At 76.5% G+C, this 22,913-nt stretch carries 14 protein-coding genes and 1 tRNA gene; 7 read left to right on the top strand and 8 right to left on the bottom strand.

Annotated features, from left to right (window positions below):
* Positions 1-19 precede the first annotated feature (19 nt).
* From J0910_RS22970 to J0910_RS22985, 4 genes are all read right to left on the bottom strand, one after another.
* A complete protein-coding gene (locus J0910_RS22970; protein WP_420160610.1) occupies positions 20-2,191 on the bottom strand; it encodes a hypothetical protein in 2,172 nt (723 codons plus the stop codon).
* Between the two features lie 441 nt (positions 2,192-2,632).
* Positions 2,633-3,568, bottom strand: coding sequence for a DUF5954 family protein (locus J0910_RS22975; RefSeq protein ID WP_420160611.1), 936 nt, complete (start codon positions 3,566-3,568; stop codon positions 2,633-2,635).
* 1,570 nt (positions 3,569-5,138) lie between these two features.
* Complete coding sequence (locus J0910_RS22980; RefSeq protein WP_420160612.1) at positions 5,139-8,105, bottom strand: DEAD/DEAH box helicase family protein; 2,967 nt, start codon at positions 8,103-8,105, stop codon at positions 5,139-5,141.
* Between the two features lie 10 nt (positions 8,106-8,115).
* On the bottom strand, positions 8,116-9,579 hold the full coding sequence (locus J0910_RS22985; RefSeq protein ID WP_420160613.1) for an amino acid permease: 1,464 nt from the start codon (positions 9,577-9,579) through the stop codon (positions 8,116-8,118).
* A gap of 200 nt (positions 9,580-9,779) precedes the next feature.
* On the opposite strand from J0910_RS22985, the gene J0910_RS22990 reads away from it, so the two are divergent.
* The 3 genes from J0910_RS22990 to J0910_RS23000 all read left to right on the top strand — a co-directional run bounded on the left by J0910_RS22990 (position 9,780) and on the right by J0910_RS23000 (position 13,403).
* Positions 9,780-10,478: a TetR/AcrR family transcriptional regulator gene (locus J0910_RS22990; RefSeq protein ID WP_420160614.1), complete on the top strand. Its 699-nt coding sequence runs from the start codon at positions 9,780-9,782 to the stop codon at positions 10,476-10,478.
* A gap of 583 nt (positions 10,479-11,061) precedes the next feature.
* Positions 11,062-11,847 (top strand): enoyl-CoA hydratase/isomerase family protein, encoded by a 786-nt coding sequence (locus J0910_RS22995; protein ID WP_420160615.1) that lies wholly within the window; start codon positions 11,062-11,064, stop codon positions 11,845-11,847.
* Positions 11,844-13,403 carry an AMP-binding protein gene (locus J0910_RS23000; protein WP_420160616.1) on the top strand — a complete coding sequence of 520 codons (1,560 nt, stop codon included), beginning with the start codon at positions 11,844-11,846 and terminating at the stop codon, positions 13,401-13,403. Before J0910_RS22995 ends, J0910_RS23000 begins: the two co-directional genes overlap by 4 nt.
* Positions 13,404-13,430: 27 nt before the next feature.
* On the opposite strand, the gene ilvA is transcribed toward J0910_RS23000, so the two are convergent.
* Entirely contained in the window at positions 13,431-14,711 is a 1,281-nt protein-coding gene (gene ilvA, locus J0910_RS23005; protein ID WP_420160617.1) for a threonine ammonia-lyase IlvA, read from the bottom strand.
* Positions 14,712-14,941: 230 nt separating this feature from the next.
* On the opposite strand from ilvA, the gene J0910_RS23010 reads away from it, so the two are divergent.
* Positions 14,942-16,168: a GNAT family N-acetyltransferase gene (locus J0910_RS23010; RefSeq protein ID WP_420160618.1), complete on the top strand. Its 1,227-nt coding sequence runs from the start codon at positions 14,942-14,944 to the stop codon at positions 16,166-16,168.
* 130 nt (positions 16,169-16,298) lie between these two features.
* A complete protein-coding gene (locus J0910_RS23015) occupies positions 16,299-16,628 on the top strand; it encodes a GNAT family N-acetyltransferase (RefSeq protein ID WP_420160619.1) in 330 nt (109 codons plus the stop codon).
* Positions 16,629-16,664: 36 nt separating this feature from the next.
* Here J0910_RS23015 and J0910_RS23020 read toward each other — a convergent pair whose 3' ends face one another.
* Positions 16,665-17,129, bottom strand: coding sequence for a MarR family winged helix-turn-helix transcriptional regulator (locus J0910_RS23020; protein ID WP_420160620.1), 465 nt, complete (start codon positions 17,127-17,129; stop codon positions 16,665-16,667).
* A 149-nt stretch (positions 17,130-17,278) separates the two neighbouring features.
* Here J0910_RS23020 and J0910_RS23025 point away from each other — a divergent pair, with 149 nt between their 5' ends.
* Both J0910_RS23025 and J0910_RS23030 read left to right on the top strand, forming a co-directional pair.
* On the top strand, positions 17,279-18,484 hold the full coding sequence (locus J0910_RS23025) for an MFS transporter (protein ID WP_420160621.1): 1,206 nt from the start codon (positions 17,279-17,281) through the stop codon (positions 18,482-18,484).
* A gap of 456 nt (positions 18,485-18,940) precedes the next feature.
* Entirely contained in the window at positions 18,941-19,861 is a 921-nt protein-coding gene (locus J0910_RS23030; RefSeq protein WP_420160622.1) for an alpha/beta hydrolase fold domain-containing protein, read from the top strand.
* 86 nt (positions 19,862-19,947) lie between these two features.
* Here the strand turns inward: J0910_RS23030 and J0910_RS23035 are convergent, their stop codons facing one another.
* Together J0910_RS23035 and J0910_RS23040 are read right to left on the bottom strand one after the other, a co-directional pair.
* A complete protein-coding gene (locus J0910_RS23035; RefSeq protein WP_420160623.1) occupies positions 19,948-22,548 on the bottom strand; it encodes a hypothetical protein in 2,601 nt (866 codons plus the stop codon).
* Positions 22,549-22,748: 200 nt separating this feature from the next.
* A tRNA-Ile gene (locus J0910_RS23040) sits at positions 22,749-22,822 on the bottom strand.
* Positions 22,823-22,913 lie beyond the last annotated feature (91 nt).

The following is a 22,913-nucleotide window of genomic DNA, read 5'->3' on the forward strand; positions in this document are numbered from 1 at the left end:
TCCGTGTTCCGTCCGCCGCTCACCGCACCCCCAGCCGGGCCCGGACCTCGTCGGCGAGGTCGGTGCCGTCCGCGCCGTAGCCGGTCGCGGTCCAGAACCGGTCCGCCCCGGTGTGCGGCACCGCGGCCCCGCCGCCGACCCGGACCCGCAGGACCCGCTCGGCCCGCTCGGCCGGGGTGAGGGCGGCGCAGGCCGGGCAGAAGGCCGAGCGCCACCGGTCGCCGCCCTTCCCCCTGCCCCGGTCCCGGGCCGGGCCGTGCAGCGGGTTGATCCCGCACACCGGCCGGTCCGCCCCGGGGAGGCCGCGCAGCCGGCCCCGGGCCGTGCGCAGCAGCACCACCAGGCCGACCAGGTCGAGTTCGTCGTGCTCCTCCTCGGCGAGCAGCAGCGCGGCGTCCAGCGCCGACATCGCCTCGGGGTAGCGGCGGTGCCCCTCGCCGGCCTCTCCGACCGCCTTCTTGAGCTCCGCGCACTCCTGGTCGAACAGGCGGTCCAGCGCGGACCGGCCGGGGCGGCGGGGGGCCTCCGGGTCGCCCAGCTCCGCCGCGGCGCGGGCCGCCGACCGCCCCGCGCGGAGCATCGGGAGGCGGAGCACCAGGAACGGGCCGAGCCTCTTCAGCGCCCACCAGGCCGCGGCGAGCGCCGCGGCGAGCAGCGGCCCCAAGAACAGCGTCCCCGGGAGCGCCCCCTCGCCGCCGAAGTAGTCGCCGAGGTAGGGGCGGCCCTCCGCCGGCTCGGGCGGCTCGGGCAGGTACGGCTCGGACGCCGGGTAGGTCTCCCAGCCGTCCGGGTCGCCCTGCTCGACCGCGGTGAGGGCGGCGCCGATCACCTGGACGGTGCCGGCGTCCTCCTTCTCCTGCTCCCGGCCGACCCTCTCCCGGACGTCGTACTCGGAGGGGCCGGCGCCGAACGGGACGGTCACCACCCCGTAGCCGCTCCGGCCCGCGGCGGCGACGATGTAGACCGCGTCCTCGCCGAGCACCGAGTGCAGGGCGTGCGCCAGGATCTCCGGGTCCCCGCCGGACTCGTCGGCCGTGTCCATCGCGACGACCGCCACCCGGACCGGGACCTCGGAGCCCGCGGCCCGCTCCGCCAGTTCCTCCGCCTCCTCCGGGGCCAGCGCGGACGAGGCCAGCGGGTCGAGGTAGAACGGGCTCTTCTCCAGGCCGGCGGCGATCCGCTCCACCCGGGCGGTCTCCCGGACGTAGGGCGGCTCGGGCCGGAACCGCTCGTCCTCGGCGCGGCGCGCCCCGCCCGAGCCGGCGGCCTGCTCGGCCTGCTCGGCCTCGTAGGCGTCCATGTCGGCCCCGACCGCGACGGTCAGCGCCGCGCCGCCGGCGACGGGCAGCGCCGCGGCGGCCAGTGCGGCCAGGACCATCAGGGGCGCGCCGGCGACCACCGCGGCCGCCCGGAGCGGGAGCGGCCGCCGCTCCTTCCTCCCCTTGCCCTTCTTCGCCCCGCCCTTCCCGGCGGAGGGCGCCCGGTCCCGGAGGGACCGGCGCACCGCGGCGGCCAGGAGGAGGATGCCCGCGGCGCTGCCCAGCATCCCGCAGAGCAGGCCCAGGTTGGCGGCGGGCGTCTCCCGGCCCGGGTTCAGGTCCGAGGGGAGGAAGTCCCACGGCTCCCCGTCGTCGGGCGGGGACGCGCCGGTGTCGGCGCCCCGTTCCGCGACGGCGGGGTCGGTCAGCGCCTCGGCGAAGGCCCGGGCGGTGTCGCCGATGCTCGGATCGGAGCCGAGGTCGGTGCTGTAGAGGAGCTGCCGCGCGGCCTCCTCCGCGGGGAGGTCCACGCCCTTGGCGGTGGCCTCCACCATGGCGGTTCCGGGGGAGACCAGCACGTAGACGCCGTCCTCGCCGACCCGGTCCATCAGCGCCGACACCGGGGCCCCGGACTCGCCGTAGGTGTGCGCGGGCGGGGCGGCCACCACGTAGTAGGGGACGTCCAGCGGGTCGAACACGCCGTGCAGCTCGGCGTCGAGGGCCTCGGTGTCGTAGGCGCCCGCCAGGGCGTCGCTGACGTAGACCGCGCTCCCCGGCCGCTCTTCGGCGAGCCGCTCGGCGAAGAAGGCCGCGGGGGTCCGGTCCGCACCGGGCCCGTCGGCGAGGGCCGCCGGCGCGCCGGGTACCAGCACTGCGGTCAGCGCGGCCAGGAGCACCGCCGCCATCCCGGTGAACGGCCGCATTCGCGCCACGCCCGCCTCCTCCGCCTCTTTCGTCGCCTTTCGCCCCGCCTCCAGGGCGCGCTCATGCTAGCAACGCCGAGACCCGCCCCGCCGCGCGGACCAGGGCGGTCGCCCCGCGGCGGGGGTTCCGGAGCGGTCGCACCGGCGGCACGGCCCCGCTTCCGGGCGCCGGCCTCCCGGCCACGGCGGGGCGGCCGGTGGGAGAGCGGGGACGGGGCGGCGCCCTGCCTTCCGCCCCGCACCGGGCCGCCGCCCGGCGGGCCGCCCCCGCCTCGGGCGGCCGCGGCCACCGGCTCTAGATCGTTGATGGGAAAAGGCGACGGGCCCAGCAGAACACCCCACTCCCTCCCCCTCCCCCGATGATCTTGACGTTGCGGGGGTATCAGAGGGCTCTGATAGCCCCGCAACGTCAAGATCATCGCCCCAGGGCGGGCTTCCCCCATCAACGATCTAGGGCGAATCGCCGGGGAGGAAGCGCCGGGACTCCGGGCCGGGGCGGGGCGGGACCGGGGCGTCGTCCGGGGAGAGCTCGCCGGCCTCGGCGGCCTCCAGGTGCAGGACCGCCGGCGGGAGTTCGGGGTCGGGGTCGCTGGCCCGGGGCGGCTCCGGGCCGTCGAAGCCCACCCGGACCACGCGCAGCACCCGCGCCACCCGGAAGCGGTGCTCCAGCACGTCGGCCGCGTCGATCGGGCCGTCCTCCTCCGACCAGCGGCGCAGCTCCCGCCGACAGGCGTCGCCCACCCCGGGGCGGAGCGAGGAGCCCTCCTCGTCCTCGCGGACCATGTTCTCGAAGAACCGGCGGAGGGCGTCCCGGGCCTCCTCCAGCGTGGCATGCTCCTGGCCCATCGGGCGCCAGCCCGGATCGCCGCGCCCCTTGGAGAGCAGCTGGAAGTCGGGCGGCATGGTCACCAGGTCGGGGTAGGCCATGCTCCCCACCAGGGCGTCCTCGGTGACCTCGGCCGGGACCGGGCCGCCCGCGGGGACCGTGCCGGCGATCTCCTCCTTGAGCCCGGCGGCGCGCGGGCCGGGGTCGGAGTCGGCGCCGAGGCCGACCGGGCCGCGCGGCGGATCCGCGTCGGCGGGTCCGGGCGGCTCCGGCTCGTCTTCGGTGAACAGCACGTAGCGCTCGATCCGCACGATCCGGTACCGGCGGCCGAGCACCGACACCTCGTCGTGCTTCTCCCAGTCCATCAGGTTGGCGGCGTCGGCGAACTCCCGCGCGCGCTCCGGGTCGCCGTCGGCCGCGGCCTCCTCCTTGAGGAAGTGGTGGGCCAGCGCGTCCCGGCCGCCCTGCGGGGTGTTCCCCGGGTGGACGCGGGTGCGCCAGCCTTCCGCGGTCTCTTCGGCCGGCTGGTAGAGGGGGCCGAGCATGCGCAGGTCGCTCATGGCCGCGATTGTGCCCGATCCGCGGCCGCACGGCCCACCCCCGGAGCGCTTTCGCCCGGGATCAACCGATCCGCTCCCACACCCGCGCGCCGAAAAACCGGCGAAGGCCGTCGAGGCACCTCCGCGACAACGGCCGAGAAAGGGCCGGTGTACCGACATCACCCGAACGCGGCGTCCCACGGAGCGAAGGTTCAAGCGGGCAGCGAAGGCAAGGGGGGACCGGCTGGTCGGTCGGGTGCGGCGCCCCACGGAGCGAGGGTTCAAACAGGCGGCGACGGCAGCAGCAGGGGCGTGATCGGGCGCCCCAGTCGAGCGCGGCACCCCACGGAGCGAAGGTTCAAGCCAGCAGCGAAGGCGGGCAGGGGCACCGGCCAGTCGGTCAGGCGCGGCACCGCACGGAGTGAAGGTTCAAGCCAGCGGCGAGGGCAAGGAGGGGGACCGGCTGGTCGGTCGGGTGCGGCGCCCCACGGAGCGAGGGTTCAAACAGGCGGCGACGGCAGCGGCAGGGGCGTGATCGGGCGCCTCACCCGGGCGCGGCACCTCGCAGAGCGAAGGTCAAGACAGGCGGCGACGGCAAAGGCAGGGACAGGGCGCCGGTGTCACCCGAGCGCGGCGCCTCGCGGGGTGGGGGTTCAAGCAGGCGACAACGGCAGGGGCGTGATCGGGCGCCTCAGCCGGGCGCGGCGTCTCGCGGAGCGGGCGCGCCCTGCGCACCTCCGCAGCACCCCGATTACATCTACCAGCGAGTAGTAAGCCTCAAAGCCCCCACCACCCCCTCGTCGATTACCCAGAGTGGCCAAACAGGGCCCTACGGGAGAACAAAAGCGACATCCCGCCCCCTGGGCCGCCCCTCCCCAGGTTCCGGCCCCCACTTTCCGGTCTTCCGGGCGGCTCGAACCCTCCATCACTGGCCCGATCGGCCCCGTTCGGGTCCCTGGAGGGCCGATCCGGGCCGGGATGCGCGCCCGGGAATCACCGGGGTGCTCTCGCGGTGCGCAGGGCGCCCCACACCGCCATCACCCTGCGTATTCACCCAGGTCAGAGAGGGGCAGCGGTTTCAGGGGCGGCCGACCCCGGCGCCCGGGCTACGCGGGCACGGCGATCCCGCTCTGGCTGCCCTGCCCCGGCCGCCCCGCCCTGCTCTGCCGCGCCCGACCGGCCGGTGCCCCTCCCCGCCGTCGCCGCCCGCTTGAGCCTCCGCTCCGCGAGGCGCCGCGCCCGACCGACCAGCCGGTGCCCCTCCCCGCCGTCGCCGCCGCCCGCTTGAACCCCCGCCCCGCGAGGCGCCGCGCCCGGCTGGGGCGCCCGGCCTCGCCCCTGCCGCTGCCGTCGCCGCCCGCTTGAGCCTCCGCTCCGCGAGGCGCCGTACCCGACCGACCAGCCGGTGCCCCTCCCCGCCGTCGCCGCCTGCTTGAACCCCCCACCCCGCGAGACGCCGCGCCCGGGTGAGAGGCCTGGCCGTCTCCCCTCCTCCGCCGTCATCGTCGCCGCGCCGAGTCGACCGCATACCCGGCAGCCCCCAGCAGGCCGGCCCCTCCCCGAGGCCGGGCCTCTCCGGCCGGGCCCCTGGTCAGGACCAGGACATCCGGCGGGCGGTGGCGGTCCCGGTCGGGTCGGTGCCGTAGTGGCCGGCGAGGATCTCGCGGCCCGCGGCGCTCGCGGCGTAGACCGCCTCTCCGGCGGAGACCCAGGTGTTCCAGGCGCCGGTGAAGGCGCGGACCGCCTCCCGGTTCCGGCCGAAGGCGCCGGGGACCGCGTGGTAGGCGGCGCGGTTGGCGCGGGGGCGGCCGGCCAGCTGGGCGCGGGCCCGTGCGCGGGCGTCGCGACTGTTCGTCGGGGCGTCCGGCAGGTACCTCGGGACGAGGTAGCGGGGGCTGCCCACCAGCGGCGCCAGGACCTCGTCCAGGGCGGTGGCGAACTCCTCCGCCGCCGTCGCCCCGGCCCCGGTCAGCGTGTAGCGGTACACCCCGTCTGCGTCCACCCGGATCCTGACCCCCTCGGCGCCGACCGGGGAGCGGCCCGCCGCGCGCAGGCCGTCGGCGACCGCGCACGCGTAGCGCGCGGTGTCCACCGGCCCCGCCGCGATCTCCTGCATCCGCACCACGCCGCGCACCCGGACGCGCTCCCGGTGCCCCTCCACGGCCATGAGCAGGGTCGGCGGCAGGGCGAACAGCCCGAGCACCGCCCACCAGGGAAGCGCCACGAAGGCCACGACCACCAGGAGCGGCGCCCCGAAGAAGGTGAGGATCACACCGAGGCAGACGAGCAGGTCGAGCAGGAGCGCGAGCAGAGCGGCGAGCCGGGCGGGTAGGACGGCGAACACGGGCGCGAGCAGAGCGGCGAGCGGGGCGGGCACGGCGACGAGCAGGGCCGCGGCCCGAGTGGGGAGCGTGGCCGGCGGCACGGGGCTCGAGGCGGGCGGGGCGCCGGGGCCGGGAATCGCGCCCGCGGCCGCCGGCAGTGCTGTCGGGGGCTCCGGCGGTGGAACGTCGCCGGCCGGGGCGGCGGCCCGGCCGCGGTCCGGGCGCACCCGCAGCGTGGGCAGGAGTTCGTCCCGGTAGGAGGCGCCCAGGCTCCAGCGGCGGCGGGTCTCGTCCCGCCGCTCGGCCCGGGCCAGCATCCGGGCGTTGACCGCGTCCAGCTCCTCCTCCGGCGGCGGTTCGAACGGGGAGAACGCCGGGTCGACGTGGGCGACGCCGCTCATCACCTCGCCGTCGGCGTCGACGCCCAGGTACCCCTCGTGCTTGCGGACGAAGCGGTTCCAGTCGGCGGAGCCGCGCGGGTGCCCATCGGTGCTGCAGACCACGGTCCAGGTGTGCGCGGTCTTCTCCGGCCACGCCGGGTCCAGCCGCAGTGCGCGGCCCCGGCTCTGCACCACCGCGGTGGAGGTGGTCGCGGTGGTCAGGTCGACGACGGTGTTGACGCCGCGCGCGTCCCAGCCCTCGCCGAGCAGCGCGCGGGTGCCCACCAGCACCTGGCAGCGGCCGGCCTCGAAGAAGCGGGTGGCCAGGGCGACCCAGATCCGGGAGCTCCAGCCGCCCTCGACCTGGTGGAGCGGCCCGCTCGGCACGGCCCGCAGGTCCAGGTCGGGGCGCTCGCCCGCGGCGAACTCGATGAAGTCGGCCGCGGTGGCCGGGGCCGCCGCCACGGTGCGGCCGGTGACCAGCATCGGGGACAGGCCCTCGGTGCGCGCGTCGGCGGCGAGCAGCTCCAGTTGGAGCCGGGCCGATCCGGCATCGTCGGCCAGCACGCCGCGGAGCCGGGCGGGGGGCCGCGCCGCGGCCCGCTCGTGGTCGCAGAGGACCAGGGCGCGCAGCCGCGCGCCGATCGACGCGCTCTCGGCGGAGAGGATCTCCACCGTGGCGTAGGACTTGGCGGCGCTGCGGGCGAGGACCCGGTCGGCCGGGGAGGCGCCGGCCCGGACGCCGCGCGCGGTCAGGTGGTAGCCGACCGAGGGCAGCGCGGCCCGGATCCGCTCCCGCGCGGCGCGGTCCCGCGCCGAGCCGCCGTCCAGCCGGTTGCGCGCGTAGTCGCCGATCAGCGCGGTCCAGTCCTCGGCGCGCGGCGGGTGCCGGTGGCGCTCCAGCATCCGGGCCCCCTCGGGCAGGGCGCACAGCCCGGCGTGGTGCAGCCGGAGCACCGCGTCGGTGAGCTCGGGCTCCTGGGCGGCCAGCCGCGGCCAGGGCAGCCGCTCGCCGCCGCCGGTGGCCCGCTCGGTGAACCTGGCGTCCAGCCAGGGCAGGAAGTCGGTGTCGGCGAACCCGGGGGCGAGCAGGTCGGTGCACATCTCGGCGAACCGGGTGCCCTGCTCGGCGAGGTGGTCCCGCTCCGGGCGGGTCGGCGCGGTGAGGTAGGCGAGTTCGGCGAAGGGCGCGAGGTGGCCGTCGCGGACCAGCGCCGGGATGGAGGCGCCGACCACCGGCGGGCCGAACAGGCGGTCCACCAGCCGGGCCTCGGCTGCGGTCAGGCTCGCTGCGGGGGTGCCGGTCAGCCCGATCACGTAGGCGTCGTCCAGCTCCGCCAGCACCTCGTCGAGGAGGCGGCCCCACACCTGGAGCAGGTGGTGGCACTCGTCGAGCAGCACCGTGATCGGGCCCGCCGCGTGCAGCGCCGCGACCAGGGCGGCGCCGTTGCCGTGCAGCCGCTCCCGGGGGGAGGCGCGGGGGCGGCCGTCCTCGTCGGTCTCGGCGTCGGGGTCGAACACCGCCAGCGACTGGTAGGTGAGCACGGTGACGGGGTCGCGCAGGTCGCGCCGGGTCCCGGCGGTGCACCCTTCGGGCCGTTCGTAGGCCCGCCAGTGCGCGGTCCACTGGCCCTGGATCGCGGTGTTGGGGGCGAACACCACGGTGCGCCGGCCCAGCTCGCGCGCGGCCTCCAGGCCGACCAGGGTCTTGCCCGCGCCGGGCGGCAGCACCACCCAGGTGCGGCGCCGCCCGGCGTCCCAGCGCTCGGCGACGCGCCGCACCGCCGTGCGCTGGTAGGGCCGGAGTCCGCAGGGCCGGCGCGCCCCCTCCAGCGGCCGCGAGGCGTCGGTCACGCCTTGCAGCCTACGGCGTCCCGCCCTGCGGCGGGGCGCTCCGGCCGGGGTCGGCCGGTGACTGCCGGCGCCTGCGCTGCCGGATCAGCCCGGCGGTCACCGCGACCGCCGCGACCGCCAGGGTCAGCAGCAGCGAGCGGCGGGTCTCCGGGTCGAGGGCGAGCAGGGCGAAGAGCCCGGCCAGCACGGCGACCACCGCCCACGGCAGGTAGGGGTGGCCCCACATGCGCACCGGGAGGCCGCGGCCCTCGCGCTCGGCCCGGCCGCGGGCGCGGATCTGGGTGGCGGCGATGCAGAGGTAGAGCAGCACGATCACCGAGCCGCTGGAGGCGACCAGGAAGTCGAAGACGGCGTCGGTGCTGAAGAAGTAGTTCGCGCAGGCGGTGAGCAGCCCGGCCAGGCCGGCCGCGAGCACCGCGGGGACCGGGACCCCGGAGGCGTTCGAGCGGGCGAGCAGGCGCGGCGCCTCGCCGCCGGCCGCCAGCGCGTAGGCCATCCGGGACGAGGTGTAGATGCCGGCGTTCAGGCAGGAGAGCACCGCCACCAGCACCACCAGGTCCATGATCAGGTCGGCGTGCGGGATGCCCAGCCTGCCCAGGACGGCGGAGTAGGGGCTCTCGTCGATGCCGGCCTCCCCGTGCGGCAGCAGGGTGACGATGACCGCGACGGAGCCGATGTAGAAGACCAGGATGCGGAGGACCGTGGAGCGGATGGCGCGGCGCACCGCCTCGGCCGGGCGCCGGGCCTCGCCGGCCGCGATGGTGACCACTTCGGCCCCGTTGAAGGCGAAGGTCGCCACGAGGGCGGCGGGGAGCAGGGCGTACCAGCCGTGGGGGGCGAACCCGCCCTGGCCGAGGAGGTTGTCGGTGCCGGGCGCGGGGACCCCGGGCAGCGCTCCGGCGATCGCGGCCAGGCCGAGCCCGATGAACAGCACGATCGCCGCCACCTTGACCAGCGCGAACCAGTACTCCAGCTCGCCGAAGGCGCGCACCGCGGCGAGGTTGGAGGCGGTGAGCACCAGCATGAACAGCAGGGCGGCCGCCCAGGCGGGGACCGAGGGGAGCAGCCGGTGCACCAGCCCGCCGCCGATGACCGCCTCCACGCCGACGGTGACCCACCACGCGTAGGTGTAGAGCCAGCCGATGGCCATGCCCATCCAGCCGCCGAACTCGCGTGCGGCGTAGCTGGCGAACGAGCCGGTGCGCGGGGAGGCGACGGAGAGCTCGGCCAGCATCCGCATGACCATGATGACCAGGAGCCCCGAGGCGGCGTAGGCGAGCAGTGCGGCCGGCCCCGCCTTGTGCACCACGCTGCCGGTCCCGACGAACAGGCCGGCGCCGATCACCCCGCCGATCGCGATCATGCTCATCTGCCGGTCGCCGAGCCCCGGGCGCAGGCCCCGCCGGGAGGCGGCCCCCTCTTCCGGGCCGGCCGGGGGCCGGGCCTGCCGGACGGGCGTCGGGTCGTCGCTCATACCGCCTCCTCATCACTCGATCGATCGATCGAGAAAGTGCATGCACGGTAGACCGGCGCGATTCGGGCGGTCAAGGGGGCCGGCCCGGAATCGCGCGGCCGGGTCCGCCGCTGCCGGTACCGTCTCCAGGAGTCAGGGCGATCGGGTGATCGATCGGGAGGCGGCCGTCCGACCGGCCGGGAGAGGGAGGCAGGGGCACGATGGGCGCACGAGGCCGTTCCGGGGACGACACCCAGCGGCGGGTCTGGGAGGCGGCCGTCCGCCTCTTCGCCGCGCAGGGGTTCCACGGGACCGGCATCCGGGAGCTCGCCGAGGGCGCCGGGCTGACCTCGGCGACCCTCTACCACTACATGGGCACCAAGGAGGACCTGCTCTTCTCGGTCATGCGCACCTGCCTGGACCGGCTGATCCGGGCGGCCGAGCGGGTGGCCGGGGAGGGGGCCGGGCCGGAGGCGGTCATCACCCGCCTCGTCCACGTGCACGTGCTCACGCACGCCCTGCACCGGGACGAGACCACCGTGGTGGACAACGAGATCGGCGCCCTCGCCCCCGGGCACCGGGACGAGATGGTGCGGCTGCGCGACCGGTACGAGGAGTTCTGGCGGGACGCCATCGCCGACGGCTGCGACCGGGGCGCCTTCTCGGTCCCGGACCGCCGGCTGGCCCGGATGGCGGCGCTGGAGATGTGCTCGGGCGTGGCCAAGTGGTACTCGCCCTCGGGCCCCCTGGACCTGGGCGCCGTCTCGGCGGCGCACGCCGTCCTGGTGCTCCAGATGCTCGGCGCCCCCGCCGGGGAGGCGGCCCCGGCGCCGGACGCCTCCGGCATCCGCGCCCTGGTCGAGGAGATCTGGCAGATCCGCCTCCCCTCCCTGCGCGCCCGCCCCCCGCACCCCGGCTGACCCTCCGCCGGGGCGCCCCGGACCGGCGGAGGCCCCTCCCCCGACCTGGGCGGACCCCGCCGGGAGAAGCCCGACGCCCACCGGAGCCCGCCCCGCGACGCCCGCACCCCTCCCGCCCCTGGGTCCCGGCCCCGCCGGAGCCCGCCGGAGCCCGCGGCGCTCCCGGCCCCGCCACAGCGCCGAGACCCCCGCACGGGAAGGCCGCCGGAGAGCCGCCTCCGGCGCCGGCCGGGGGCTCCGGGCCGCGGCAGGCCCGCCCGCCTCCGGTCCGCTCACGCCCGGAAGGACCGGCGCCCGACCGGCGCCGCAGGACGGTACCGGCACGGGTCCGGCGGCGGGGCCGGGCGGGAGGGCCACCGGGATGAGCGGGCCCTCCGCGGCCCCGAGCGGCCGGATCCTCGTCCGATCCGCCCGGCACGCCGGTCCCGGCGGCGGACGGTGCGCGGGGCGGCCGCGAACGGGCAGGGGCCGGCCCCGGGCTGTTGACGCGGACGGGGCGGGGTGCTTAGCGTTACCGCAGTCGATCAATCGATCGATAGTGACGGCGCGACCGTCGCTCAGCACGTCCTCCGGGAGGCTCCAGGTGTCCGAAACGCGGTCCGGCGGCGGGCGGCCGCCGTCGGTCGAGTGCGAGGTCGAGGGCGGTGTCGGCGTCATCCGGCTGAACCGGCCGGAGTGCCTGAACGCCGTCGACGGCGCGCTCGTCGAGGAGCTGGCCGAGGCGTTCGACCGGGTCGTCCGGGCACACGCCGGAGCGGTGGTGCTGGCCGGGCGCGGCCGGGCGTTCTGCGCCGGCCACGACCTGAAGGAGCCCGCCGGCGACCCGGCGGAGCTGCCCGCGCGGCTGGAGCGCACCCAGGACCTCACCCGGCGGATCCGCGCCTGCCCCGCCCCGGTGATCGCCGCCGTGCACGGCCACGCCGTCGGCATCGGGGTCGAGCTCGCGCTCTGCTGCGACCTGGTGGTCGCCGCCGAGGACGCCCGGTTCCGCTTCCCCGAGGCGGGGCTGGGGCTCAGCATCACCAACGCGGCCTCCCGGCTGCTCCCGCTGCTGGTCGGCCCGCTCAAGGCCAAGGAGCTGGTGCTGCTCGGCGAACCGGTGGACGCCGCCGAAGCGCACCGGATCGGCCTGGTCAACACCGTCGTCCCGGCCGGCGCGCTGATGGGCGCGGCCCTGGAGCGGGCCGCGCGGCTGGCCGGCCAGCCGCGCGCCTCCACCGCCCTGGCCAAGGAGGCCCTGACCGCCGGGACCGAGCAGAGCGTGGAGGCCGCCCTGGAGCTGGAGGTGCGGCACGCGCTCCGGGCCGAGCGGCCCGGCTCGCTCTTCGGCGACCCGGTCGGCGCCAGCCGGGCCCGGGACGCCCGGTGAGCGCCGCCGAGCCGCCCCTGGCCGAGCTCTCCCTGGCCGACCTGGTGCGCAGGGCGGCGCGCCGCTGGCCCGACCGCATCGCCTGGACCTTCGACGAGACCGGCCGCGACCTCACCTTCGCCGAGGTCGACCGGCTCACCGACGCGTTCGCCGCCTTCCTCGCCGAGGCCGGCGCCCGGCCGGGCGACCGGGTCGCCCTGATGGCCGGCAACCGGCCCGAGTTCCCGCTCGCCTGGCTCGCCGCGGGCAAGCTCGGCGCGGTCGCGGTCCCGGTCAACGACCGCTACCGCGACCACGACGCCGCGCACGTCCTCGCGCACTCCGGCGCGCGGATCGCGCTGGCCTCGGGCGAACGCACCGGGCTGCTGGAGCGGATCCGGGAGTCGACCTCGCTGGAGCTGGTCGCCGACCTGGACGCGTTCTCCCCGCCGCCGGCCCGGTTCACCGCCCCCGTCCCCCCGGTCCCCGAGACCGTCGCCAACGTGCAGTACACCTCGGGCACCACCGGCGCCCCGAAGGGCTGCCTGCTGCCGCACCGGTACTGGGCCTCGCTCGCCGCCGGCCTGGTCGAGGGGTTCCCCGGCATCGGCGCGGGCGACACGGTGCTGACCGCGCAGCCGTTCCACTACGTCGACCCGCAGTGGAACGTCGCGCTGGGGCTGGCCTCCGGGGCCCGGCTGGTGGTGCTGGACCGGTTCCACCCCACGTCCTTCTGGTCGAAGGTGCGCGAGTACGGGGTCACCTGGTTCTACTGCCTGGGGATGATGCCCCGGCTGCTGCTGGAGATGCCGGCCTCGCCGGACGACCGGGCGCACCGGGTCCGGGCGGTCAGCGCCTCGGCCATCCCGCCCGAGCTCCACGCCGACCTGGAGCGGCGGTGGGGCGCCCCCTGGTTCGAGGCCTTCGGCATGACCGAGACCGGCGGCGACATCCGGATGGGGCCGGAGGACCACGACGCCTGCGTCGGCACCGGCTGCCTCGGCCGGGCCGTCCCCGGGCGCGAGGCGGCGGTGCTCGGCGCCGACGGCGCCCCGCTGCCCCGCGGGGAGGTCGGCGAGCTGGCGATCCGCGGAACCGGGCTGATGCACGGGTACTTCCGGGACCCCGAGGCCACCGAGCGGGCCTTCCGCGGCGGCTGGTTCCGCACCGGCGACCTGGCCCGGATGGACGGCGAGGGCCGGATCTACCACGCCGGCCGGACCAAGGACATGATCCGGCGCAGCGGCGAGAACATCGCCGCCGCGGAGGTGGAGCGGGTCCTGGAGCTGCACCCGGCGGTCGGGGCCGCCGCGGTGCTGGCCGAGCCGGACGAGCTGCGCGGGGAGGAGGCGCACGCCGTGGTGGTGCCGCGCGGGGCCGGGTGCCCGCCCGGCGAGCTGGCCGAATTCTGCGCCGAGCGGCTCGCCTACTTCAAGGTCCCGCGCTACTGGACCTTCCGGTCCGCGCTCCCGGTGACGGCCTCGGAGCGGGTCGCAAAGGGCGAGCTGCGGAAGCTGCTCGCCGCGGACCCCTCGGACCGGTTCGACCGGGCCGCCGAGGGCGGCGGCCGGGCCTGACCCCGGTCTGAGCCGGGCCGGCCCGGCTCAGACCAGGAAGGCGAAGAGCGGGCTGTCCGGGGAGACCGGCTGGATCCGGTGCGGGGCCGCCTCCATCCGCTTCAGGATGGGCTGGAGGTTCTCCGGCGCGCCGAGCTCGATGCCGACCAGGGCCGGGCCGGTCTCCCTGTTGTTCCGCTTGACGTACTCGAAGCGGGTGATGTCGTCGTCCGGCCCGAGCACGTCGTCCAGGAAGCGGCGGAGCGCCCCCGGCTCCTGGGGGAACTCGACCAGGAAGTAGTGCTTGCGGCCCTCGTGGATGAGCGAGCGCTCGACGATCTCGGCGTAGCGGCTCACGTCGTTGTTGCCGCCGGAGACCACGCAGACCACGGTCGCGCCCTCGGGCAGGCCGTGGCCGGTGTCGAGCGCCGCGGTGGCCAGCGCGCCCGCGGGCTCGCTGATGATCCCGTCGACCTGGTAGAGGTCGAGCATCTCGGTGCAGATCCGCCCCTCGGGGACGGCGACCATGCGCGGCCGCCCGGCGGCGGCGATCGCGTGGGTGCAGCGGCCCACCCGGCGGACCGCGGCGCCGTCCACGAACGGGTCGATGTGCTCCAGCTCGACCGGGTGCCCGGCCTCCAGGGCGCGCGCCATGCTCGCGGCGCCGGCCGGCTCGGCGCCGATCACCCGCACCCCGGGGTGGTTCTCCCGGAGCCAGGCGATGGTGCCGGCGAGCAGCCCGCCGCCGCCGACCGGGACGACCACCGCGTCGGGCGCGCGGCCCAGCTGCTCCACCGCCTCCTTGACGACGGTGCCCTGGCCGGCGATGGTGCGCGGGTCGTCGAAGGCCGGGACCAGGGTCCGCCCGGAGGCCTCGGCGTCCGAGCGGGCCGCGGCCGCGGCGTCGTCGTAGGTCTCGCCGGCCATGACGACCTCGACCGCCGAGCCGCCCAGCCGGGCCACCCGGTCGCGCTTCTGCCGCGGCGTGGTCCGCGGCAGGTACACCCGGGCCTCGGCGCCGATGGACGCGCAGGCGAACGCGACGCCCTGGGCGTGGTTGCCGGCGCTGGCGCAGACCACGCCGCGCCGGCGCTGCTCCGGGTCGAGCGACCGGACCAGGTTGAGCGCCCCGCGCCCCTTGTAGGAGCGGACCTTGTTCAGGTCCTCCCGCTTGAGCAGCACGTCCAGGCCGTACCGCTCGGAGAGCCGCTCGCTGCCCTGGAGCGGGGTGGGCGGGATGACGCCGGCGAACCGCTCCGCCGCCTGCTCCACGTCGGCCGCGGACACCGCTCCGGAGAGCGCCTCCGCATCCGGGGTGTTCTCGGTCAAGGTCGGCCCCTCCGGTCTCCGCCTCCGCCCGTTCCGGGCATCCGTCACACCTTCAACAGTACGGTCGCCCGGAGCGCGGGCGTGCGCGTTCCCCGCAACGGGGCTCGGAGGGGCCGCGCCCCGGGGCCGGCGCTCCCCCGCGCCGGCCCGCACGGGGCCCGCTGGACAGCGGCCGCACCACCGGCAAAACCAGGTGCGGCCGGGCCCGGCCACCGGCTAACTTCCGGATCATGGAGCACAACGCGGGCCTCCGCTTCGACGAGGTCCCAGAATCCCGGATCGACGAGGCGCTGGACCTCGCCTATCTCGCCTACCACGAGAAGAAGGAGGAGGACCAGCACAAGCACTACCGCAAGCTGCTGCTCGGCTGCGACCGCGTCGGCGCCTACGACGGCGACGCCCTCGTCGGCCACGCCGCGGCCTTCCGGTTCTCCCTGTCCGTCCCCGGCGGGGACCTGCCCTGCGCCGGCGTCACGTTCGTCTGCGTCGCCCCGACGCACCGCCGCCGCGGCGCGCTCTCCGGCATGCTCGGCGAGCTGCACCGCCGCTCCGCCGAGGCGGGCCGGCCCGTCTCCGGCCTGTGGGCCTCGGAGGACGTCATCTACGGCCGGTTCGGCTACGGGACCGCCACCCGGGGCAGCACCATCGAGGTCGACTCGCGGACCCCGCTGCGGCTGCGCATCGACCCCGACGAGGGGCCGCTGCGGCTGGTCGACCCGGACGAGGCGCCCGCCCTGGTCGGGCCGTACTACGAGCGCACCCGTGCGGAGCGCCCCGGCCGCATCGCCCGCACCGAGGCCTGGTGGCGCGAGGAGTGGCTGCCCGAGAAGGACCCGGACGAGGAGGAGGCCGGCCCGCCCCGGGTGGTGGTGCTCGGCGAGCCGATCACCGGCTACGCGCTCTACCGGGTCAAGGACCTCGGGGAGGACCGGCGCCCCGAAGTGCGCCTGGACGACCTGGAGGCCGACACCCCGGCCGGGGCGGCGGCGCTCTGGCGCTACCTCGCCTCGATCGACCTGACCGACAGGATCCGGGGGTGGAACCGCCCGGCCGACGACCCGATCCTGTTCTTCGCCGCCGACCGCGACCGGGTCCGGATGACCTCCGTCGTCCCCGAGTTCCGGCTCCGCCTGCTGGACGTCGGCGCCGCCCTGCGGGCCCGCTCCTGGGCCGCCCCGGTGGACCTGGTGCTGGACGTCCGCGACGAGCACCTGCCCGGCAACGCGGGCCGGCACCGGCTGACCGCCTCCCCGGACGGCTGCTCCTACGCCCCGGCCGAGGGCCCGGCCGACCTGGCACTGGACGTGCGCGACCTGGCCTCCTGCTACCTGGGCGACACCCGGGCGGCGGACCTGCTCCGGGCGGGCCTGCTCATCGAGCACACCCCGGGCGCCGCGGCCGAACTCGACGCGGCCCTCCGCACCGAGCGGCTGCCGCACACCGCCGACGATTTCTGATCCCTTCCCGCCCTCTCCCGGCCCCGGCGGAGCGCCCTCCCGCCGGGGCCGCCGCCTTCCGGGCGGCGGCGCGTCCCGGATCACCCCCCGCCCCTCCCCCGCTTCCCGCATCCGGGACCTCTTCCCGCACATGAGAGAGCGGAGCGGGCGGCGCCGGCGGGGTCGACGCCCGCCCGGCCCGGCGCCTCGCCGAGCCGCGCACCGGGCCGAGGTGGTCAAGCCGATGGTCGCCCCGTCCGCGCGCGGGCGGGGCCTGGGCCGGCGGCTGCTGGAGGCCGCCGAGCGGTACGCCGCGGAGGCCGGGGCGACCCTGCTGCTCCTGGACACCGAGACCGGCAGCGCCGCCGACCGGCTGTACGCCTCGGCCGGGTGGACCGGCTACGGCGTCGTCCCGGACCACACCGCCGAGCCGGGCGGGGCGCTGCGGGACTGCACCTTCTTCTACAAGCGGATCGGCTGAGCCGGCGCGGCCGGCGCCGGCCCGGAGGCGGGCCGGTCAGCCGGTCCGCGCGCTCTGCAGGTCCTCCACGGCGCGGGCCAGCGGGGCCAGTTCGGGGTCCTCTTTGGCCTGGTCGAGGGCTTCGCGGAGGGCTTCGTTGCTGGTCGGGCGGGCCTCCTCCAGGAGGGCGCGCCCGGCCTCGCTGACGTCGGTGTAGATGCCGCGGCGGTCGGTGGGGCACAGGTAGCGGGTGAGCAGCCCGCGCTCCTCCAGCCGGGTGACCAGCCGGGTGGCGGCCGAGGGGCTGAGCACCACCGCGTCGGCGACCTGCTTCATCTGCAGGTGGCCGCCCTCCCCGTCGTGCTGCCTGCTCAACACGTCGAGCAGGGAGAACTCGCGCACGCTGATGCCGTGCCGCCGCTGCAGGGCGCGCTCGACGCGGGCCTCGATCCGCCCGTGCAGCAGCGACAGGGCGCACCACCCCTGGGCGAGAGCGGTCATCGCCGGGTCCGTGGCCGTCATCCGAACCTCCTCAGCGGTCGGCGGCCGCCGGGAGCGGAGGCGGCCGTCACACGAAGACACGGCCCAGCGTACCGCGCTTGCATATATACCGCGTCTGCAATTATTGTCTTCGCTTGTTATCGGCGAACGCATCTATCTAAGGACGACTCATGCCCATCGCGCTCCTGGCCCTCGCCATCGGGGCCTTCGGGATCGGCACCACCGAGTTCGTGATCATGGGCCTGCTGCCCGAGGTCGCGGCGGAGTACGGCGTCTCGATCCCCACCGCCGGGCTCCTGGTGACCGGCTACGCCCTCGGCGTCGTGGCCGGTGCGCCGGTGATGACCGCCCTGGGCACCCGGATCTCCCGCAAGCGGATGCTCATGCTGCTGATGGCGCTGTTCATCGCGGGCAACCTGCTCTCCGCCGCCGCACCGGTGTTCGGCCTGATGCTGGCCGGCCGGGTGGTCGCCTCACTGGCGCACGGCGCCTTCTTCGGCATCGGCTCGGTCATCGCCGCCGCGACGGCCGCCCCCGGCCGGCAGGCCGCCGCCCTCTCCCTGATGTTCACCGGCCTGACCCTGGCCAACGTCATCGGCGTACCGCTGGGCACGCTGCTGGGGCAGACCGCCGGCTGGCGGACCGTCTTCGTCGCCGTCGCCGCCCTGGGCGTGGCCGGGCTGGCGGGCATCGCCGCCCTCGTCCCCGACCTGCCCGAGCCGCAGGGCGTGCGGATCCGCCACGAGCTGGCCGCGTTCCGCAGCCCGCAGGTCGTACTGGCGATGGCGATGACGGTGCTGGGCTTCGGCGGCGTGTTCGCCGCGATCACCTACATCGCCCCGATGATGACCGACGTCGCCGGCTACCCCTCCTCCGCGATCACCTGGCTGATGGTGCTGTTCGGCCTGGGCATGGTGGCGGGCAACCTGGTCGGCGGGAAGTTCGCCGACACCCGGCCGATGCCGATGCTCTACGTCGCGCTCACCGCGCTGGCCGCGGTGCTCGCCCTGTTCACCTTCACCGCGCACGGCAAGGCCGGGGCCGCCGCGACGATCTTCCTCATCGGCGCACTGGGCTTCGCCACCGTCCCGCCGCTGCAGAAGCGCATCCTGGACCACGCCTCGGCGGCCCCCACCATGGCCTCGGCGATGAACATCGGCGCCTTCAACCTCGGCAACGCCCTGGCCGCCTGGCTCGGCGGGCTGACCATCGCCGCCGGGCTGGGCCTCACCTCCCCCAACTGGGTGGGCGCGGCGCTGGCCGGCGGCGCCCTGGTGCTGGCGGTGCTCTCCGGCGCCCTGGAACGGCGCGCCCCGGCCGGCGGAGGCGCCGGCGCCTCCGCCGAACCCCCCGCCCCGGTACCGGCCGGCCACTGACCCGCCCCGCTCTTCTCCGGGCGCCGCCGCGCCCGGGGAAGGGGCATTTCCCCGCCCCGCCGCTTCCCCCTGACCGAATCACCCCGGCCGGCGCCTCCGCCACCCCCGGGGCTTTCCCTTGACAGAATTGCGGAGAGCCGCTTCAATCTTCTCTCGTATCGCGCCGCCGCCTCCCGTCACCGGAAAGCGGCCGGGCGGTGCCCGACCTCGAGGAGTTGATGCCGCCATGACGGTCTCCACCGGTCTGCTCTAGAGCATCCTCCTCCGCGCCGACCCCGGTGCCCCGGCACCGCAGTGGCGTGCGATCGCGCACGGCACGCCCTCCTCCGCATCGGCGCCGCCTCCTTCCCGAAACGGCCTCCGGCATTCCCGCCGACCGTTTCCACCCCCTTTTCCCAAGGGGCCGTTCGAAGCGTCCCCCGCGCCGCTCCGCCATGCCCGGACCCCCGTTCTCCCATGCATCGAATACGCTCCGAAGAAAGGATTTCCGCCATTTCCGTATTTTCACCCATCACCCGCATCCCCGCCTCCGCGCAGGAGCGCGCCGGGGTCCGGGAGCTGCTCACCTCCGGGGCGCTGTTCTCCGCGGCGCCGCCGGACGACGCCGGCACCGAACCGCTGCTCCCGGACACCGGGGGCGTGCCCTGCGACTGGGTCGACGCCGACCGGGCCGGACTCGGCGCCGGCGTGCTGCTGTACGTGCACGGCGGCGGGTTCGAGCACGAGAACCCGGCGGTGGAGCGGGCGATGGCGCACCGGCTGTCCCGGGCCGCCGGGCGCCCCGCGCTGCGCGTCGGCTACCGGCTCGCCCCGGACCACCCGTTCCCGGCCCCGGTGGAGGACGTGGCGGCGGTCTACCGCGCCCTGCTCGCCCAGGGGGTCCCGGCACCGCGGATCGTCCTCGTCGGGGAGTCGGCCGGCGCCACCCTGGTGCTGTCGGCGCTGCTGGTGCTCAAGGAGGAGGGGGCGCCGCTCCCGGCCGGCGCGGTCCCGGTCTCGGGGCTGAACGACCTCACCGCGTCCGGCCCGTCCATCGCCGCCAATGAGGGCCGGGACCTGCTCCCCGCCTCGGCCCTCGGCCACATCGTGCCGCAGTACCTGGCCGGCGCGGCACCGGACCGGGCGCCCCAGTCCCCGCTCCACGGCGACCCGCGCGGACTGCCCCCGCTGCTCCTCCCGGTCGGCGGGGACGAGCTGTTCCTGGACGACACCCTCAGGTTCGCCGCGGCCGCGGCGGAGGCCGGCGCGGACGCCTCCGTCGACCTGTACGAGGGCATGCCGCACGCGTTCCACGCCGCGGCCCTCTCCGAGAACCCGCCGCTCACCGGGCGGACCTTCCTCGCCCGCCTCCGGGCCTGGATCTCCGGACCGGGCTGACACCGCCCCGCGGCGCGCGGTCCGGGCCGCCGGGGCGGCCGGGTCCGCGCGTGCGGTCCGCCCCCGGAGGAGCGGACCGCACGGGGTCAGCCGGTCCGGTCGGCCCGGACCCGCTCCACCAGCTCCTCCCGGCGGCGCAGGAGTTCGGCGGCGGCGGCCACCGCCCGGCACACGCCCGCGCGGACCGGTCCGTGCCCCACCCCGGGCAGCCGCCGGTCCAGGGTGCGGAGCACCCCTTCCTCCCCGCCGGCCAGGTGCGCCTCCAGCAGGGCCCGGGCCTGGTCGGGGCCGGCGCCGCGCAGAGCCCGGGAGGATTCGGGGTCGCGGGGCCGGAGGAAGTGCCAGAAACCGACCGGCGGATAGAACGGCAGGCCGCCCTCGGACCGCTCGCGGAGCAGGACGGGGGCGGTGAGCACCTCCCACTGGAGGGTGCCGTCCTCCGCCGAGTAGCAGCAGACCTCCTCGCGGCGGACGGTGTCGCGTCCTTCGGTGACGACGAGGTCGGTGCCGGTGCCGGGGAAGCGCAGGATCGCCCAGGGGTCGCCCATGGCGCGCGGGCGGTGGTGCAGGGCGCGGCGGCCGTCGGCCCCCTCGATGGCGTAGTCGTCGGAGTAGGGGCCGGGGCGGTCGGCGGCGACGGCGACGCGGAAGCCGGAGAGCCCGCCGGCGTGGCCGAGCGGCGAGTCCACCCCCTCGGGGAGCCGGACCAGGGACAGGTTCCCGTAGTCCCAGCGCATGCCGTCGCCCGGGTCGGTGGAGAAGAAGCCGGGCAGGCTCGGCTCCGCTTCGACGCCCTCTCCGTCCCAGGCGTGCCACTTCGAGGAGTGCCTCCCGTCCTCGCCGAACCAGACGGTGTCGCCGTCGGTCATCTGCCCGCCCCGGTACGGCAGCGGACTCGGCAGGATCCGGTACCCGGACCACTCGCTCCTGACATGGGTCGAGTGCTCCAGGGACCAGTCGAACGCCTCCCGGTCCTGCTCGCGGTCGGGCACGAAGGTCTCACCGGGCCGGTCCGACCAGTACGCCGACCACGCCCGCCCGCCGCCCCCGGCGACCAGGAAGCGGCCGTCCAGGTAGCGCACCACCGGCGGCCGCCCCTGCTCCGCCGGCGGCAGTCCGAGCTCGGCCAGGCGCCCGGTGTGGTCCACGGCGATCGCGCGGTCCCGCCCCACCAGGGTGAGGACCGGCCAGGAAGGGCAGAGGCGCAGCACCGCGTCCGGGCCGCCGAGCTCGGCGACGGCCGCGTCGAAGGCCGGCCAGCCCAGCTCCTCGGGCAGCCCGGAGCGGAGCGCGCGCAGCAGCGGACCGGCGGGGTCCACGGCGGCCAGGTCGTCCTCGACCCCCTCCAGCGCCGCGATGGCGGCGGCGTCCAGCAGGCTGTCCAGGGTGCGCAGGCTGTCGGCGGCCCGGGGCAGGCCGGCGCCGCCGAGCTCGCCGATGAGGCGTTCGGCCCGGGAGCGCACCATGGGGACCAGCTCCGGCACCTCCGGGAAGAGCCCGACGGCGCTGCGCGCGCCGGTGCGCACCGTGTAGTGCGGGTCGCGGTGGTAGCGGGAGACCTGCCGCTCCGCGCGCGGCCCCAGCACCGGGTGGGCGAACAGGGCGCTCAGGTGCGGCCCCTCCAGGTAGGAGAAGCGCATGCCGCGCGGCGGGATCCGCACCGGGACGTCCTCGGCCAGGCAGGCGGCGAGCAGCGCGGCGTCGAGCTCGGTGTAGGAGATCTCCGAGGACCAGGTGTCGATCGGCCGGTCCTCCTCCCGCAGCCTCGGGGCCAGCCGGGGGAGGATGCGGTACAGCTCGGCCGGCATCCGCTGCGCGGTGACCCCCTGCCCGCTGCGCACGTGCTTGTGCAGCCGGCTGAAGCGCTGCAGCCAGCCCGCCGCCCCTCCCTCGGGGGTGACCTCGCCGCAGGCCAGGGTGTCGACCGCCCCGGAGGCGTCGAGCATGTGCAGCCACGCCCCTCCGTCGTTCTTCGCATACCGGCCGGGCGGGAACAGCTCCCAGAACGCGGCGAGGTGCTCCCCGGAGGGGCGGGTCTTGGCGAACACCTTGGCCGCGCCCTTGAACAGGGCCGCCGGGACGTCGGTTCCCCGGGAGGCGGCCAGCAGCCCGGCGAGGTCCCGGGCCTGCTCCTCCTTCCCCACCCCGGCGGCCTTGGCGCTCTTGGCGAGGAGGCCGTGGGCGTTGGCCGCCGGGGCGCTGCCCCCGGCGGCGCGGGCGGCCATCAGTTCGAGGAGGGCCGGGTAGGCGCGCTCCGGGGGGAGGGTCTCGGTGATCCACTTCTGGAAGGCGCGCACCTCCTTGGCGGGCAGGGCGCCGCGGCGGGCCATGAAGAGCGCCTGCCCGGTGTGGTGCTCCGCATCGATGGGCAGCCCGTGGTCGGCCTCGGCCTGCCTGGCCTTGGCGTAGGCGCGGGGCGCGGCCCACAGGCACTTGGGGCCGCCCGTCAGGAGCAGCCCTTGCACGACGCCGTCCCAGAACCAGGGTTCGAGTTCCGGGGGCAGGTCCTCCGCGCGGTACTCCATGGAGCGGAGGAACCCGTCGGCCCGGTGGTAGGCGCCGGGCAGCCCTCTGCGCATCCCCTCCAGGGCCTCTTCCGCGGCGGGGAGCGAATCGGGGCGGTTCTCCCGCGCCCAGTCGGTCAGCAGGCAGACTTCGGCGCGGGAGCCGGGGATCGTGAACGTCATGTCCGGATGGTGGCAGCGACCGGAGACAGCCCGCCGAGGCGCGGAGGACGGCTTCGTCGGCTTCTGAGGAGAACTTCGACACGTATTCAGCACAGCCGACCGGATGAAGCCGCATCCGGCCGTAGTCAGCCGTACCTGACACAAGAACGCCGTTGACCTGTCTCCGCAGGTCAACGGCGTTTTTCCGTGCTCAGGGGAGGTAGGGCGGGCGGGGCTCGAACCCGCGACCCAGGGATTATGAGTCCCCTGCTCTGACCAGCTGAGCTACCGCCCCGGGAATCGCCTGCACAGTAGGCGATTCGCAAGCGGAGCCGAGTCTAGCGCAGTAGCACGACGGTGACACAGCGGAGGATCCCCCCGGGAGG

Source organism: Nocardiopsis oceanisediminis (assembly GCF_048595525.1).
GTDB lineage: Bacteria > Actinomycetota > Actinomycetes > Streptosporangiales > Streptosporangiaceae > Nocardiopsis_A > Nocardiopsis_A oceanisediminis.